Below are 15,551 nucleotides of genomic sequence, written 5' to 3'. Positions count from 1 at the left end.
TTAGCTTCCTACTCAAGCTACCTGAGAATCTTTTAATGCTATGTACGTTTTAGATGCTCCATGCTTGCTGCTTGAAGGTTAAAAAACAAAAAGTAACGTTATTTTTCCATCAAAAAATTTCGCTATTTACTTTAAAGAAAAAGCAGCCAGAAGCTAGACGTGGGAACCATTGGTCCTGATGCGTTTAGCCTCCGGCTTACTTGATCTATTGATTGGTGAGCGGCGCCTGTTGCCTATTCTTGGCTTGCACGATACTCATCAAATTGTTTTTGCATTTCATCGCGGACCTTCTCCCAGCCAGCGGTTTTTAATTCTTCGTTTAGTTTCGGAACATTTTCTTCTGGATCGATCGTTCCCGTTGCTAAACTTGCTTTGTAACGGTTCATGACATTGGCGATATTCGTGATTTCTGTTTTCACATTATCAGTCTTGAAGTTGAACCCTAAGATTGGTGATGCTTCAGCGTTAGCAATATTTTCATCACGCTCTTTGATCATATCGTCTGTGATGGATTCTTGTGTATAAAGGATCATGTTGTTCCCAGTGTTCCAAGCAGCCATCCGGGTATTTGGCAAGTAGCCATCAAGGAGACGGATTTTGTTGTCTTCGCCCTCGATTTTTTCCCATGCTTCGCCTTCGACACCCCAAACTAATCCATTCAACAATTCAGGATCGCTGTTCAACAAGCCCAACACTTCTACTGCTTTTTCTTTGTTTTTCGAAACATTCGCTACGACAAAGTTTGCCATTTGCGCTTGTCCGGTTGATTTTAATTGTTTCGTGATTGGACGTGAAACCAATTCATGACCTGCGGCATTGCTTAAGATCGTATCGCCGTAATCCATTGGTCCTTGGGTTTCTTCACGCATGAACCATGTGTTGCCTTCTAATGGGTAACCAGTCGTATTAGTGGCTGCATCAGTTGGGATCAAGCCTTCGTTGTACCATTTGTGCATCAATTTCAAGTTTTCCATTTGTTCATCATCTTCGTATTGATTGATGATCTTCGTTGTATCGCCGTCCAATTTAACAGCAAATGGGTAATCTTTCCCGATCACATAATCATAGTTTCCAGAAACATTAAAGGTTTGTCCGATCGCAAACGGTGCGATGTTTGGTTCTTCTTCTTTAAACTTCTTCAACACGTCTTCGGCATCTGCATAAGATTCGATCCCGCTAATATCCAAATCATATTTATCTAAATACTCTTTATTGAAGGTCAAGACTTGTTGGGCATAAATATTGCCGTTGACTGGAAAGGCATATAATTTTCCGTCGATCGTATTGCCTTTGATATAAGATTCGTCTAATTGATCATACGCTTCTTTGGCATATTTTGGTGCTAACTCCGTCAAATCTGCATACGCGCCTTTTTGCGCATTCGCAACGTAATTTGAGGCAAAGGAAATATCGTAGTTTTCACCCGATGAAATGATGGTGCTCATTTTTTGATCCCAGTCTCCCCAGCCGATGTACTGCAGATCGATGCGAGCGTTGGTTTTTTCTTCAATGCGTTTATTGGCGATCTCCATCAATTGATCAAAGTTTTCTGGCTTGTCCCCGACTTGATACATCAATAAAGTCGTTACGCCGTCTGCATTGTTTTCTGAATCAGATGTTGCGCCGTTCGACCCACAGGCAGCCATTCCCAAAGTTGCCGCTGCGGCCATCCCAGCAAAAGCTGTTTTTTTCCACAAATTCATTTTTGTTTCCTCCCTATACTTATTTGATTATTCTTTGACGCCACCAATTGTCAGACCACCGACAAAATACCGTTGGAAGAATGGATAGGTGATCGCAATCGGTAAAGTTGCAACAACAACGATTGCCATGCGAGCAGTTTCGCTTGGCAAAGCGGCCAAACCGCCTTGGATCTGGGCAGCCATGCCGGAGCTTTTGGCTAGATAGTCCAAGTTGCTTTGAATCCGCATCAAAAGTGCTTGTAACGGCACTAAAGAGTCTTTTTGAATATACAACAATGCATTGAACCAGTCGTTCCAATAGCCAAGAGCGGCAAATAGACTGATCGTTGCGATCCCTGGAACGGCTAACGGCAACACGATGGACAGAAAAATCTTCATTTCGCTGGCACCGTCGATGCGTGCAGATTCTATAATACTATCTGGTACCGTCTTTTTAAAGAAGGTCCGCATAACAAGGATATTAAAAGGCCCTAAGGCAAGGGGTAAAATCAATGCCCAAATCGTGTCTTTCAATTGGATCAAGTTGACCATCACTAAGTAATTGGCAACCATCCCTGGCGCAAACAACATGGTGATCAAAGCGAAGATCGTAAAGAACCGACGGAATGGAAAATTTGAGCGAGAGATGACATAGGCATATAGCGAAGTCATCGTTGCATTGACGAAGGTACCAAAAACAGTGATAAAAATAGATACGCCAAATGCTTGGAAAATTTTGCTGCTCATTTGTCCGCTAAACAGGTAGGTATATGCTGCGAAGGAAAATTCTTGTGGCCAAAAGCGATAGCCGTTTTCTGCCAAAGAGGTTTCACTGGTCAATGAGATCGCGATCACAAAGAGAAACGGCAAGACACAGGAAATCGCGAACAGACCGATCACGATATTAAAAATCAGGTTGACCGTTGGGTTAAAGGAGCGGATCTCGACTTTCGTTACTTTTTTCTTCATTTATCCATCCTCCTTAGAATAATGCTGAATCTGGTTCTAGTTTACGAACAACCAAATTCGCTGTTAGTAATAATAATGCCCCAACCACTGATTGATAAAGGCCGGCAGCTGCGGTCATCCCGAAGTCGCCTGTGGCAGTCAGTCCATTATAAATGTACGTATCTAAAACGGAGGTGACTTGGTACAATGCCCCAGAGTTTCGTGGGACTTGATAGAAAAGTCCGAAGTCGGCACGGAAGATCCCACCGATGTTCAAAATCAACAAGACGGAAATCATTGGAATCAGTTGTGGCAACGTCACATTTTTGATCTGCTGCCATTTGCTGGCGCCATCGACCATCGCAGCTTCGTAATACGTCTGATCGATCCCGACCACTGACGCATAATAGATGATGCTGTTGTAGCCTAAGCTCTTCCAGACATTCATAAAGACGAAAATAAACGGCCACCATTTCGGATCAGCATACCAGTTGATTCCTTCACCGCCCATACCCGTGATCCATTGGTTAATGATCCCTTTGTCTGGACTCAAAAAGGCATAGACAAAGTACGAAATAACCACCCAAGAAAGGAAGTACGGCAACAGGGACATCGTGTGATACACTTTTACCAAGCGCTTATTGCGCAGCTCACTCATAATAATGGCAAAGGCAATCGCAAAGAATAGGTTGAATGCTAAAAATACGATATTGTAGAGTAGGGTATTTCTAGTGATCAGCCAAGCATCATTAGATGCAAATAAAAATTTAAAGTTATCAAAGCCGACCCATGGGCTTTGTTTCAAACTGGCAAAAAAGCCGTCTGGTGAAATGTGGAAATCTTTGAACGCCACCACATTTGCGAATACAGGTATATAGAAAAAAAAGATAAACCAGACAACACCTGGCAAAGCCATCAATATCAATGCTTTGTATTGCCAGACATTCCTCCAAAACCCCTTTTTCTTCACATCTCATCATCTCCTTCATGCTACTAGAATAACGCTTTCATCCCTAAAAAATAAGGAACAAACTAAAGATAAAATGAAACAAATTAAAGGTCTTTGTTTATATTTTGTTTTTATTCTCTAAAAACCTGAAAAACGTCCTACCTTTTGCAAGATAGGACGCTTCATTGATTTGTTTTTTATGAATGATCAGTCGACAAAGCCGTTTTGCTGAATCACTTCGTGGAACCACTCACCAGACTTTTTGATGGTCCGTTTTTGGGTAGCCAAATCGACAGCAATAAACCCGTAACGATTTTTGAATTCATTCAGCCAAGACCAATTGTCCATGCAGGTCCACATGTGATACCCGCGGCACTGGCTGCCTTCTTGGATCGCTTGGTGAACATACCGCAAATGATCTTTGATAAAGGTGATGCGGTACTCATCTTGGATCTGACCGCTGGCATCGATAAAGCGTGTTTCATCTTCGACCCCCATGCCGTTTTCTGAAATATAACAGGGGATATTGCCGTAGTTGTCTCGTAGGTTGATCAAGGTATCATAGATGCCTCGTTCATAGATCTCCCAGCCTCGATGGGGATTGATTTTCTTTTCTGGCCAATCATACACATCGAAGTAATCTTCTGGCATTGGTGTGTCCGCTGTTTTGGCAGAACGCTTTTGCTGCACCCGCCGTGGCTGATAATAGTTGACCCCCAAGAGATCGACCGTGTTTTCTTTAATGATCTGCAAATCTTCTGCCCTGGTTTCTGGCATGATCGCCAACTCGTTTAAGACAGCGATCAATTCTACAGGAAAGGTGCCTTTGACCGCTGGATCTAAGAAGGATCGGTTAAAAAAGGCATCTGCCAGTTGCGCCGCTTGGACATCTTTTTCATCGTTCGGATCTTTCGGATAAGTCGGTGTCAAATTCAAGATGATGCCGATTTCGCCTGATTGCTGAGATTGACGGAAGCGTTGGATCGCTAAGGCGCTGGCGAGTGCTTCATGGTAGCCGACTTGCACCGCATGTGCCATGTTGATTTCTGCTGGGTAATGCTGTTGATACAAATACCCCATCTCCACTGGCACGATCGGTTCATTTTGCGTGAACCAATGACGGACTTGATCACCGAACAATTCAAAACACAAAGCGGCATAATCTGCAAATGCTGTGACTGTCTCGCGATTGAGCCAGCCGCCTTCTTTTTGCAGTGCCATCGGCATATCAAAATGATACAAATTGATGAAGGGCTCGATGCCATGATCGATCAAAGTGGCGAAGTACTCGCGATAAAACGTCACCGCTTGTTGATTGACCGCCCCTCTTCCTTCTGGCAGCAAGCGACTCCACTGGATCGAGGTTCGAAAAGAATTAAAGCCGATCTCTTTCATCAACGCCACATCTTCTGGGTAACGCTGCAGCAGCTGGACGGTATCTTTTGGTCCCCGTTTTTGATAAAAACGTTCTGGCTCCGTTGCGTACCAATAGTCCCAAATCGAATCGCCTTTGCCATCATCGGCCGTTCGTCCTTCAGTTTGCGGACCGCTGGCGGCGGCTCCCCACCAAAAATCTTTAGGAAAATGCAAGTTAGTCATGGGCAGTCACCTGCTCTTTGCCTAACAAGAGACAGCCGATAATCCCGCTTTTGTTCGGCAAGCCCCAAGTGACGATGTAGTCTTCCACTGGTGGTGTCTCCATATAGCCTGCCATTTGTTTTTGGAAGGCTTGTTGGATTTGAGCGAGTAGATGCGGCTGATTCATGACCCCGCCGCCTAAAATGATTTTCTCAGGTGCTAAGGTCAACGTGATATTGACCAGCGCTTGCCCTAGATAAAAGGCCTGCAACCCCCAAATCTCGTGCGCTTGCGGCAAGTCTTGTCCTTTGATCCCCGTACGTCCTTCTAAAGAAGGCCCTGCGGCTAATCCTTCCAGACAGTCGCCGTGATACGGGCAGGTGCCAGCATACGTATCTTCACTGTGGCGTTTGACATAGGTATGACCGATTTCTGGATGACCGATCCCCTCGAAAATCTTTCCTTCACGAACGACTCCTGCGCCAATGCCGGTTCCTACTGTCAAATAGACACAGCTGTCTTTGCCTTGCGCCGCTCCTTGGCGTAATTCCCCATAAGCGGCAGCATTGACATCTGTTGTCCAAGCAAATGCTGTCTCTGGGTAGCGCTTCTTCAATGCACCGAGAAAATCGAACTGCTGCCAGCCCTGTTTCGGCGTCGCTAATATGTGGCCATAGGTCGCTTGGGTTGGATCGATCCCGATCGGACCAAAGGAACCGACCCCTAATGACACGAGATCGTAGGGATCGAAAAAGGCAAAGATCGCCGCTAACGTTTCCTCTGGTGTTGTCGTTGGGATCGACTCTTGGGCGATAATCGTCAACTGGTCATCGGCAACGGCACAAATCATTTTGGTGCCGCCGGCTTCAATTCCTCCATAAACCATCATTACTCACTCCTTTACTCCAATGGTACGAATTTCATATGGGTGTAATTGCTCATTGACGGTCGATGCTTGTTCTTCCTCTAAAAGGTTCAACAGACAGAGCGTCGCCTGCTCTTTTTGCACGTGAAAGGCAGTGGCTTGATTCGCCAAATTATAGCCCCGCAAAACGATCTGCTGGTCTTGGCGATTGCGTTTTAAGGCGGTGATAGCTACCGTCGATCCATGAGCTTCCATGTATTGGTTGCTGCTAGCTAGCTTGCCTTGATGCTTGTCGGTCTGACTTGCCGTCCAAGGAACTTGGGCAGCTTGTGCTTGGCGATACGTTTCATAACGTTCTTCAGGAGCCCCATGACAGGCTACGCCGTATTCAAAGGTGTGGCTGCCTAAGCATTGCGCTTCTGGTGTTGGGAAGTAGCCCCAATCGCCTAGCTCTCCCGTACAGCGCAACAAGGTCAAGCAGATCTGATCCTTCACGATTTCATATTCGTTCAAACCAAAATTAGAAACCGTCATGCCGCTAGTTTCATCATGCAAGTTGACAAAGGCGTGCTGATGCTGCGGATTTGTTGGGTTTTCCCAATGACTGGAAACCTGATTCGGCCGTTTTACGACTTCATAAATGCTGTCCGCTTCATGGAAATCCGTGATGATCCCTGTTGGGAATAACACCCGCAGTCGGTGATCTTTGCTTTGGTTGTTGACGGTGGTTTTAAATGCCAGGTGGTTGCTGGTTCGTTCTAAGCGAATCTCCGTCTCGATCTTGAAAGCAACCAATTCTTGACTCCGCTGTGCCTTACGGAAACGGAAATCGACAACAGCTTTTTGTTCTTCTAACAAACGGTCGTCTGCTGAAACGGGAATCTGCAATTCTTGCGTCAGTCGCACGATTCCAACCAATGGATCGTTTTGTTCGATCGTCACGTGATGCGGAAATTGCGTCGATAAGATTGCTTGATCCCCTTCTGGTTGTTTGAAGATGTACTCATTGGCGATATCCCCCACATCCTCGAAAACCAGTAAATTGCGATACGTTTTTTGGGTTGCTTTGTCTGTAATCGCCAAGCTGCCGTTTTCAGTAATGACGGCTTCCAAATGTGCGTTGGCAAGTTTGCGCCCTCCTTCTGAAACGATCGGGGCGCTCTCTACTGGCGTAGCGGCTTTTTCTACTAGGGCAAAGGTCTGCCATGAAAATTCTGGCAACTGGTTTGCTTCAACTTGGACCTTGACAAAGCGTTTCATGAAAGGAATCCGAAAAGCATCTTTAGGCAATTCATAGTCAAAAAGGACTTCTTCTTCACTAATGATCGCAGCAACAGGGTTCCCCTGTTCATCGATCACCGAATAAGAACCTTTTGGCTTCGCCAACAATTCGTGGTAAAGCTTGCTTGGCAATCCTTCACGGAATGTTTTACGCTCAAGTTCGATCACGACTTCCACTAAACCAGAACGGGTGCTGCCAGTGGTGTTGAAGACCACAAAGGGACGACTCTCCTCAGGAAACCTGCTCGTGTCGATGGCGGCTACTAAATTGCGTAACGCTTCATCTGCCACGAACTTGCCGATTTCATTGGCTTTTTCAAAGCGCGGCATCATTTCTCGGTGTACTTCGTCCACTGAACAGCCGCAGATACTGTCGTGAGGATGATTTTGCATCAGGGTTTTCCACGCATGATCCAACATATCGTGAGGATAGCTGCCGCTTGCTTCATAAGCCATAGTTGCTAATGGCTCCGCAACATTTTCTAATTGGCGGGAAACCTTTGTATTCCATTGTTTTAGATAAACTCGGGAAGAGGCGGTATTGGCTAGAGTATACCAACCATCGGTTTCTTGACTGGTCAATTCACCTGTGACAGTTCCTAGGTCATCTGGCAGATCTGCTTGCACCGCTTCAAGGTATTCGGTAAAGCTGGCGTGTTTGAATTCATACTCTGGGAAAAGCTCGTTGGCTGTACGAATCGCTGCCGAAATGTCTTTTTGGACGGGTTGATGATCGACCCCATTCATCATTAAGTAATGATTGGTGGCACCAAATTTTTCTACATCTTGCAGTTTTTGTGTCCAAAAAGCTTTGGCTTCTGCTTTATCCACTGGAATCTCATTGCCATTGGAGTACCAGTTGGCAAAAAGTAGACCAAAGATTTGACTGCCATCTGGACCTTCCCAATGCATTTCAGAATATTGGGAAGTAAATTGATCATCGGGTAAAACTTCGTTGTCAAAGCCGATCGGTTTGACGCCACGCCCAAATGCAGCACTTTCAAGATTGGCTTGTAGCATCATTTGCGGAGTTTGTCCCATATTGCCGAAGGTATCTGGGAAATACCCCAACATAACGGGGGTGCCCCACTTTTTGCTTTCTGCCATTCCAATCAGCATATTACGGGTGTTTGATTCGGCACTGATCAAAAAGTCATCTTGCAAAATATAAAACGGACCGATCTGTAATTTCCCTTGTTTGATGGCCGCTTTGACCGCCTCGCGTTTTTCAGGCCGCACTTCTAAATAGTCATCCAAGATGATCGTCTGTCCATCTAGATGGAAGCTGTGGAACTCAGGGTCATTTTCAATTAATTCTAAAAGATCATCCATCAATTCCACTAGCCGCATGTGATGCTGTTCGTAAGGCATGTACCATTCCCGATCCCAGTGGCTATGTGAGATGATATAAACTTGTTTCTTCATTGATTTTTACTCCTCGCTGTTTGCGTCGTTGGACTGCTTTTTGTGTCACTCGAATGGTGATGGGTCGTGCTGCTTATTTTTCCACTCGGATATCGAAATAATCCATAACCAATTCACAAAACATCATGTTCGCCCACGAGAACCATTCTCTCGTGTATTGCGAAGGATCATCGACATCGAACCCTTCATGCATCAAATTTGTACCCGCATCTGTCGCCACTAACTGATCCAAAATTCGTTTCTTTTCTTCTTTGTCAGTGGTGGTCATCCCTTCCATTGCCATGGCGATCGGCCACACATAATTTTCTGGCGTATGAGAGCTACCAATGCCTTTGGCGTATTTCCCTTCATAGAAATACGGATTTTCACTGCTCAACAACGTTTTACGGGTTTGAAGATAAAGGGGATCTTCCATGCTGCCATACCCCAAGTAAGGGGCGGCGATCAAATTCGGCACATTGCTGTCATCCATCAGGGTGCCATTGCCGAATCCATCCACTTCATAGGCGTAGACTTCTTCGCCAGCTTGGTTCGTGGTCAACCCGTATGCTTTAATCCCTGCTTCAATGTCTGCTTGTAGTTTTTTCGCTTGTGCCACGATCGCTGCGTCTTCTAAAACCGTCGTAAAGATTTCTTGGATATAGCCTAAGACCACCACCGCAAACATATTGGAGGGAATCAAATAGCCGTATTTGCAGGCATCATCACTTGGTCGAAAGCCTGACCAAGTTAAGCCGACAGGTTTCACTGGTGCGCCTTTGCCGCCATGAGTCAAGGTATCTTCTTTTCGCCAGGTATCCCGTTCAAAGCGATATGGAGATTCCTCATGATTTTGTTCTGTCACAAACACCTCCAAGGCTTTTTTGATGCCCGTTACAAAATCATCATTGAACTGATCGGTTCTGCCTGTGTTTTTATAGAGCAGATAGGCCAGTTGGATCGGATAGCATAAAGAGTCGATCTCATATTTGCGTTCCCAGATCCAATCGTTCATTTCTGTATCGTCTGTTTGGTGGCCAGCGCCATTGGCTGATTCGTTAAAGGCATTTGCGTAAGGATCGATCGTAATATAGTAGAATTGCTTCTTGACTAACCCGCTGATCATGCTTGCTAAGTCTTCATCTTCTTTGGCGATCACCAAATACGGACGAACTTGTGCAGTGGAATCTCGCAGCCACATGGCTGGAATATCCCCCGTCAGTAAAAAGGTCGTGCCATCCTCATGACGCTTGACCGTCGTTAATAGTGTATTGGCGAAAGCTGCGTTAAAATTTTTCGCCCAATCGGCATGCGTTTCTCCGCATAGATCCGTAATCGTTTCCATAAATGTTGCTACTGAAGTTGGTATTTCTTTATAAACCATTCCATCACCTTCCCTGATTTGATATATCAATTTACGAACCTAGTATATCATGAATCATGTGAATGTCTAGCGCTTTTTCAAAATAATTAAAGGGTTTTCATTTTTATCGGTTTATGGTATGCTAACAAATATGATATATCAAAAGGGGTTTTCTTATGAAACAACCATTATATAAAAAAATTTACTCGGAGCTTCACGAAGCCATCGTTGAAGGGCGATTAGCTCCGGGCAGTCGTGTACCTACTGAAAAAGAACTATCTGAACAATACCAAGTCAGTCGGATCACCTCTAAAAGAGCCTTGACGGAACTGGAACAAAATCAGCTGATCTATCGCGTGCAAGGCAGCGGCAGCTTTGTCCGAGAATTGAAGGAAAAAAAAGCGACTGGACGAATTTTGTTTGTCTTGCCCTTTGCCAATGATCTCTCTTTAGGAAACTTTACCGAAGGCATTTACCCCGTGATGCAAGAACACGGCTTTGAACTTTTGATGACACCAGTGGATTATTTGGAAAAAACGACGGCAGCTGAGCTGATGCAAGAATTCGACGGCCTGATCTATTACGCCAGCAATACGTTTTCTTACTATGACTTGCTGTTCGAATGTGCTGAAAAACACTTTCCTATCGTGACCTTAGATAAAAAGCTGCATGAGTTTGATTTTCCAGCGGTCATGCCAGATAACTTTCAAGGTGGACAGCTAGCTACGGATCATTTACTTGCGTTGGGGCATCAACGGATCGCTTATATTTTTGGTGATACCCACCATCCACAATCCGTCCGTCAGCGTTATCTAGGTTACATCGATGCGCTGAAAAAAGCCCAAAGAACCTTTCGCACCAAGCTCGACGACACGGCTGCCAGCATCGCAAATGCGCTTACCTACTTGGAAGAGCATCAGGTCACGGCAGTCGTCTGTGAAAATGACTTGATCGCCATCGAATTGATGCGTGCTTTGCGCCAAGCAGATTTGCACGTCCCTGCCAACATTTCCCTGGTTGGTTTCGATAATATCCAAGCCGCAGCCCTCGTTGATCCAGCACTAACGACTATCGGGCAGAATTTTGCCGAGATGGGGCGCTTGGCAGGAAACCAAGTGATTGAGAAAATCAACGCTGCGAAGGCAGCAACCCCAGTACCAACGGAGACGACCACCCATCTAGTGGCGGTTTCTTTGATCAAAAGAGAATCAACCCAATTAAAGGAGTGAACCAAGTGAACGTATCAATGATCGACACACGACACGGAACAGACAACCAATATAGTTTTTCCCACGGCAACTGCCTGCCTTATACAGGGGTTCCTTTTGGCATGAACTACTTTGCCCCGCAAACCAGCGATCAACGCGGCAGTTGGTGGTTTCATCCAGAAGATCGAACCTTTCAGGGCTTTCGCCTCACCCATCAGCCTAGCCCATGGATGGGGGATTTCAGCCATCTGACGATGCTGCCGATAAACGGCACGCTTTCTGAAAATACCCTTTTCCATGCGCAAAGCTCGTATCGTCCCGAAGAAAGCACCTTTAATCCAGCCTTTCTTAAAATCAAGACGCAGCGGTATTTAACAACAACGACTTTGATCCCCAGTATGTATGGCGGTGTGCTGACTATTGAAAACTGCGGGGATCAGCCAGGTCTTGGCTTGTCACTGCCGGGTGACTATGTCTTAGAACAGTTGGATGAACAAACAGTGGCTGGTCAACTGATCGTATTTTCAGGGTGCGAAGATGAACGCTTCACCTTCCATTTCGTCTATCGTTTTGAAACACCCATCACCGCGATCGAAGGTGCCTTGACAGGCAAAGAAGCCTTCGTCGTTCTCCGCTTTGATGATTGCCAAACACAGACGATCCGTTTTGCGACCTCGTTTCTCAGTCGCGAACAAGCTTGTTTGAACTTGCAACGGGAACAGCAATGGGCTCCTGCCGATTATCTGGCTTCTGTCCAACAGCAATGGAATCATTTTTTGCAAAAAATCGAGATCGAGCATCACGATCAAACACAAGTTTCTACTTTTTATCATAATTTTTATCGCTTATTCTTGTTTCCTCAAACCTTCTTCGAAATCGATCAAGAGGGCCGCAAAATGCATTGGGATACCTTGGCAAAAGCAATCAAACCAGGACCACTGTATACAAACAACGGCTTTTGGGATACGTATAAAACTGTCTACCCGCTCTTTTCACTCTTGGCTGTCGAACAATTGGAAGACATGCTGGAAGGCTTTTTGAACAGTTATCGCGAAAGCGGCTTTTTACCAAAATGGCTATCGCCAGATGAGCGTGGATTGATGCCAGGGACGCTGATCGATGCCGTGATCGCTGATGCCGCAGTAAAAGGCATTCGTCCTGATTTGATGCCCGAATTTTTAGCAGCGATGAAAAAAGGCGCAACAGTCCAAAGTGAAAATCCCAATTATGGTCGGCGCGGCACGACGGACTATTTGACTTATGGGTATGTGCCATTGACGCATCATGAATCGGTCAATCACACCCTTGATTATTGTTACAGTGATTTTTGTATTTCACAAGTCGCGCAACAGCTGGGTGACGAGCAAGCAGACTATTATCAGCAGCAATCGCAAAACTACCGCAACATTTTCGATCAGGAAACTGGCTTTATGCGGGCAAAAGATCCCGATGGTGCCTTTCGTCCAGAATTCAGTGACATACGCTGGGGCTTAGATTATGCAGAAGGCAGTGCGTGGCAAAGCAGTTTTGCTGTTTACCATGATTTCGCTGGCTTGATCGCCGAACACGGCGGCAAAGCGGCCTTTGAAGCAAAACTGATCGACTTGTGCAATCAAGAACCTCGCTATACGACAGAAGGCTACGGCTTTGAGATCCATGAAATGAGTGAGATGGCCGCACTCGATTTTGGTCAGCTGGCGATCTCCAATCAGCCAAGCTTCCACTATCCGTATCTATTCAGCTATTTGGGCAAACCAGAAATGGCACAGCCCTTGATCAAGCAGCTATTGACACAATGCTTCAATGACTCGCCCAAAGGCTTTCCTGGCGATGAAGACAACGGTAGCATGGCTGGTTGGTACATTTTCAACTCCTTGGGCTTTTATCCAGTCACACCAGGGACGGGGGAATATGTCATCGGCATGCCATTATTTGATCAAGCAACACTACATCTTGCTTCAGGCAAAGACTTAGTGATCAAGAGCACGCCCAATGCGCCGCAACAGCTCTTCGTGGATAAAATCACATTGAACGAAGAACCCTTCGAGCGATTGTTTTTCACCCACCAAGAATTGACTGCCGGTGGTACATTGAACTTCCAGCTAGGTATCGTCCCTCGCAGCAAAGAGTGGTCAGCCGATGCCTATCCTTATAGCGTCAGTCAACCACATGCATAACGAAAAAACCGCTCCTTAGCAACAGGCAGCACTCTACTTTCAGTCAAATGAAAGTACGTGCTATCCCTGCTAGGGAGCGGTTTTTTTATTGGTTCATTTGTAGCGGTAACAGACATTCGATGGTTTTCAGCACGCCATTTTCATCGTTTGACTTGGTCACAAACGCTGCCGCTGCCTTGACTTCCTCAAAGGCATTGCTCATGGCGAAACTAAACGTGCCAGCTGCCATCAACTCCAAATCGTTCAAGCCATCGCCGAAGACCATAGTCTCTTCTGGTGTGACGTGCAGCAATTTTTGCAAGTGTGCCACAGTCGTTCCTTTGTGGACGCCTTGATTGGTGATATCGATCCAAGCGGCTTCCGAAGCCACGATGTAGGCGTCGTTTGTAAACTCGCCTAACTGTTGGACATGCTCAAAGCAACGTAGTTTGGGATCAAAAATAGTGAGCTTCACAAAATCTTCTGTAATGGTTTGATAATCCGCCACCGTTTTGACCACCCGATAAGAGCCGCGAACTTTCTGGGCATCTGCTTCATTGGTCGTTTCCGCAATGTACGCCGCAGTCGGTGTACAGGCGATGATCACATGATCTTGCGCAATCGCAGCGAGCTTCGCAATGATCCGCCGCCCTAATTCGTTTGGCAGCAGTGATTCAAAGATGTATTCGCCTTGATGTTTGATGCGGGTCGCGCTATCCCCAAGAATCCAAACATCCGCTGCTGCTTCACCAAACAGTTCTTCCACTCGTTCACACTGTTTGCCGGTACACGCAGCAAAAGCAACACCCGCTTCTTTCATTTGTTGGCTGACTTGTTCATAATAAGGCCGATCAAAACTGCCTTGGCTGTTCAAAAATGTGCCGTCTAAATCTGTGATGACTAATTTGATCATACGTTTCTCTTCCCCTCTACCTCGTGTCCTCTTTATGGCGAATCACTTAATTAACATTGTTAATTAAGTATACTTATTTTCAAGTTTTCCGTCAAGTCAGTCTTTTAAAAACTTTACATCGTTTCATCCCGTCGGTATACTTAATTAAATCACTTCATTAAGGAGAACACCTATGGCTTCTACCACCCATTCCATTCGCCAGCAAAACAAACAGCTGGTTTTAAAAACCTTATTTCAAAACGGGGCATTATTCGCCTCCGATTTAGTAAAGAAAACCGGCATCAGCATGGTCACCACTAACTCATTATTAAAAGAATTGTTGGCAGAGGAAGAAATCACTAAAGGTCCGCTGGAGCAAAAAGAGCTAGGGCGGCCTGCTGTGACCTATCAGCTCAACCAAGACCGAGGCCATTCTCTTTTGCTTAGCTTTATTGATCACGATGGTTCCTTGGCTCTTTGGTCCATGCTGATCGACCGCAAGGGGAAGGTTTTGGCAAAACACGACCAGCCGTTTCCTGATGTTGCCCCTCATCGCTTTCAAGAATGTGTAACGAACGAGCTAGCATTATTTCCCTCTGTGGAACAGATCGCCCTCTTTTTACCAGGAAAAATCAGTGGAGGAACCGTGACTTCCAGCTGGTATGAAAAATTCAATGGCTGGCAGCTGGCAGCTCTCGTGGCAGAGGTCACTGCACTGCCCTTCTACTGTCAAAACGATGCCCATATTTTAACGATCGGCTATTGCATCGCCCAACAGATCTCTTTGCAGCAAACCATCGTCGGCATGTACAATCCCGAAAAAAGCATGCCTGGTATCACGCTCCTGGTCAATGGTGCACTTTTAGAAGGAAAAGATGCCCTAGCAGGAGAAGCAAAATTTTTGCCCGGCTACTTGGATCAAGGGGCACCGCAAGACCGCACGGCTTTGGTTCAGCGTCTGACAAGCTTACTGCCATTTTACAATGCAGCTTTTGCCCCCCACTGTATTATTTTAGCCAGCAGTGATGCAGTAAAAACCGATCTCTTAGACGCGATCCAAAAAAATCCATTGCTGCAGCAACAACCCAATCAGCCTGCTTTCCATTATATCGATGCTATCGAGGAAGCCATGGTGCTAGGCATGCACTGGCTGATTTTCCGCAAGACACCTTTTGACTTAGCCCGTTGATGACACAAAGACCATAGAATAATTGAGGCGGTGTGA

The 15,551-nt window shown here is 45.8% G+C and carries 11 protein-coding genes; 3 read left to right on the top strand and 8 right to left on the bottom strand.

What is annotated here, in order from left to right; genetic code table 11:
• Positions 1-233: 233 nt before the first annotated feature.
• The 7 genes from IGJ44_RS05330 to IGJ44_RS05300 form a co-directional block, all read right to left on the bottom strand.
• Positions 234-1,703, bottom strand: coding sequence for an ABC transporter substrate-binding protein (locus tag IGJ44_RS05330; protein ID WP_005225517.1), 1,470 nt, complete (start codon positions 1,701-1,703; stop codon positions 234-236).
• A 27-nt stretch (positions 1,704-1,730) separates the two neighbouring features.
• Positions 1,731-2,651 (bottom strand): carbohydrate ABC transporter permease, encoded by a 921-nt coding sequence (locus tag IGJ44_RS05325; protein ID WP_005225516.1) that lies wholly within the window; start codon positions 2,649-2,651, stop codon positions 1,731-1,733.
• Between the two features lie 13 nt (positions 2,652-2,664).
• The gene (locus IGJ44_RS05320; RefSeq protein ID WP_086294872.1) at positions 2,665-3,546 is read right to left on the bottom strand and encodes an ABC transporter permease; all 882 of its coding nucleotides are present in this window, start codon (positions 3,544-3,546) and stop codon (positions 2,665-2,667) included.
• A 240-nt stretch (positions 3,547-3,786) separates the two neighbouring features.
• Entirely contained in the window at positions 3,787-5,178 is a 1,392-nt protein-coding gene (locus IGJ44_RS05315; RefSeq protein WP_074535015.1) for a glycoside hydrolase family 1 protein, read from the bottom strand.
• Positions 5,171-6,046 carry an ROK family protein gene (locus IGJ44_RS05310; protein WP_081091708.1) on the bottom strand — a complete coding sequence of 292 codons (876 nt, stop codon included), beginning with the start codon at positions 6,044-6,046 and terminating at the stop codon, positions 5,171-5,173. The genes IGJ44_RS05315 and IGJ44_RS05310 overlap by 8 nt, the downstream gene beginning before the upstream one ends.
• Before the next feature lie 3 nt (positions 6,047-6,049).
• Positions 6,050-8,728 (bottom strand): alpha-mannosidase, encoded by a 2,679-nt coding sequence (locus IGJ44_RS05305; RefSeq protein ID WP_430606244.1) that lies wholly within the window; start codon positions 8,726-8,728, stop codon positions 6,050-6,052.
• A gap of 73 nt (positions 8,729-8,801) precedes the next feature.
• Positions 8,802-10,091 (bottom strand): glycoside hydrolase family 125 protein, encoded by a 1,290-nt coding sequence (locus IGJ44_RS05300; RefSeq protein WP_086294869.1) that lies wholly within the window; start codon positions 10,089-10,091, stop codon positions 8,802-8,804.
• Positions 10,092-10,246: 155 nt separating this feature from the next.
• Between IGJ44_RS05300 and IGJ44_RS05295 the strand changes: the two genes are divergently transcribed.
• On the top strand, positions 10,247-11,299 hold the full coding sequence (locus IGJ44_RS05295) for a GntR family transcriptional regulator (RefSeq protein ID WP_167826817.1): 1,053 nt from the start codon (positions 10,247-10,249) through the stop codon (positions 11,297-11,299).
• A 5-nt stretch (positions 11,300-11,304) separates the two neighbouring features.
• A complete protein-coding gene (locus tag IGJ44_RS05290; protein WP_167826818.1) occupies positions 11,305-13,455 on the top strand; it encodes a GH92 family glycosyl hydrolase in 2,151 nt (716 codons plus the stop codon).
• Positions 13,456-13,540: 85 nt separating this feature from the next.
• Here IGJ44_RS05290 and IGJ44_RS05285 read toward each other — a convergent pair whose 3' ends face one another.
• Positions 13,541-14,347: a Cof-type HAD-IIB family hydrolase gene (locus IGJ44_RS05285; protein WP_167822986.1), complete on the bottom strand. Its 807-nt coding sequence runs from the start codon at positions 14,345-14,347 to the stop codon at positions 13,541-13,543.
• A 172-nt stretch (positions 14,348-14,519) separates the two neighbouring features.
• On the opposite strand from IGJ44_RS05285, the gene IGJ44_RS05280 reads away from it, so the two are divergent.
• Positions 14,520-15,515 (top strand): ROK family protein, encoded by a 996-nt coding sequence (locus tag IGJ44_RS05280; RefSeq protein WP_005225505.1) that lies wholly within the window; start codon positions 14,520-14,522, stop codon positions 15,513-15,515.
• Positions 15,516-15,551 lie beyond the last annotated feature (36 nt).

Origin of the sequence: Enterococcus sp. DIV1368d, assembly GCF_050542975.1 — a bacterium.
Taxonomy (GTDB): domain Bacteria; phylum Bacillota; class Bacilli; order Lactobacillales; family Enterococcaceae; genus Enterococcus_D; species Enterococcus_D casseliflavus.
This window is presented reverse-complemented; position numbering and strand designations above follow the sequence as displayed.

What these genes read in the sequence shown, in the direction of transcription:
- IGJ44_RS05315 (WP_074535015.1), bottom strand. Translation starts at nt 5,178, where the DNA reads ATGACTAACTTGCATTTTCCTAAAGATTTTTGGTGGGGAGCCGCCGCC.
- IGJ44_RS05310 (WP_081091708.1), bottom strand. Translation starts at nt 6,046, where the DNA reads ATGATGGTTTATGGAGGAATTGAAGCCGGCGGCACCAAAATGATTTGT.
- IGJ44_RS05295 (WP_167826817.1), top strand. Translation starts at nt 10,247, where the DNA reads ATGAAACAACCATTATATAAAAAAATTTACTCGGAGCTTCACGAAGCC.
- IGJ44_RS05280 (WP_005225505.1), top strand. Translation starts at nt 14,520, where the DNA reads ATGGCTTCTACCACCCATTCCATTCGCCAGCAAAACAAACAGCTGGTT.
- IGJ44_RS05325 (WP_005225516.1), bottom strand. Translation starts at nt 2,651, where the DNA reads ATGAAGAAAAAAGTAACGAAAGTCGAGATCCGCTCCTTTAACCCAACG.
- IGJ44_RS05305 (WP_430606244.1), bottom strand. Translation starts at nt 8,728, where the DNA reads ATGAAGAAACAAGTTTATATCATCTCACATAGCCACTGGGATCGGGAA.
- IGJ44_RS05300 (WP_086294869.1), bottom strand. Translation starts at nt 10,091, where the DNA reads ATGGTTTATAAAGAAATACCAACTTCAGTAGCAACATTTATGGAAACG.
- IGJ44_RS05285 (WP_167822986.1), bottom strand. Translation starts at nt 14,347, where the DNA reads ATGATCAAATTAGTCATCACAGATTTAGACGGCACATTTTTGAACAGC.
- IGJ44_RS05330 (WP_005225517.1), bottom strand. Translation starts at nt 1,703, where the DNA reads ATGAATTTGTGGAAAAAAACAGCTTTTGCTGGGATGGCCGCAGCGGCA.
- IGJ44_RS05320 (WP_086294872.1), bottom strand. Translation starts at nt 3,546, where the DNA reads ATGGCTTTGCCAGGTGTTGTCTGGTTTATCTTTTTTTTCTATATACCT.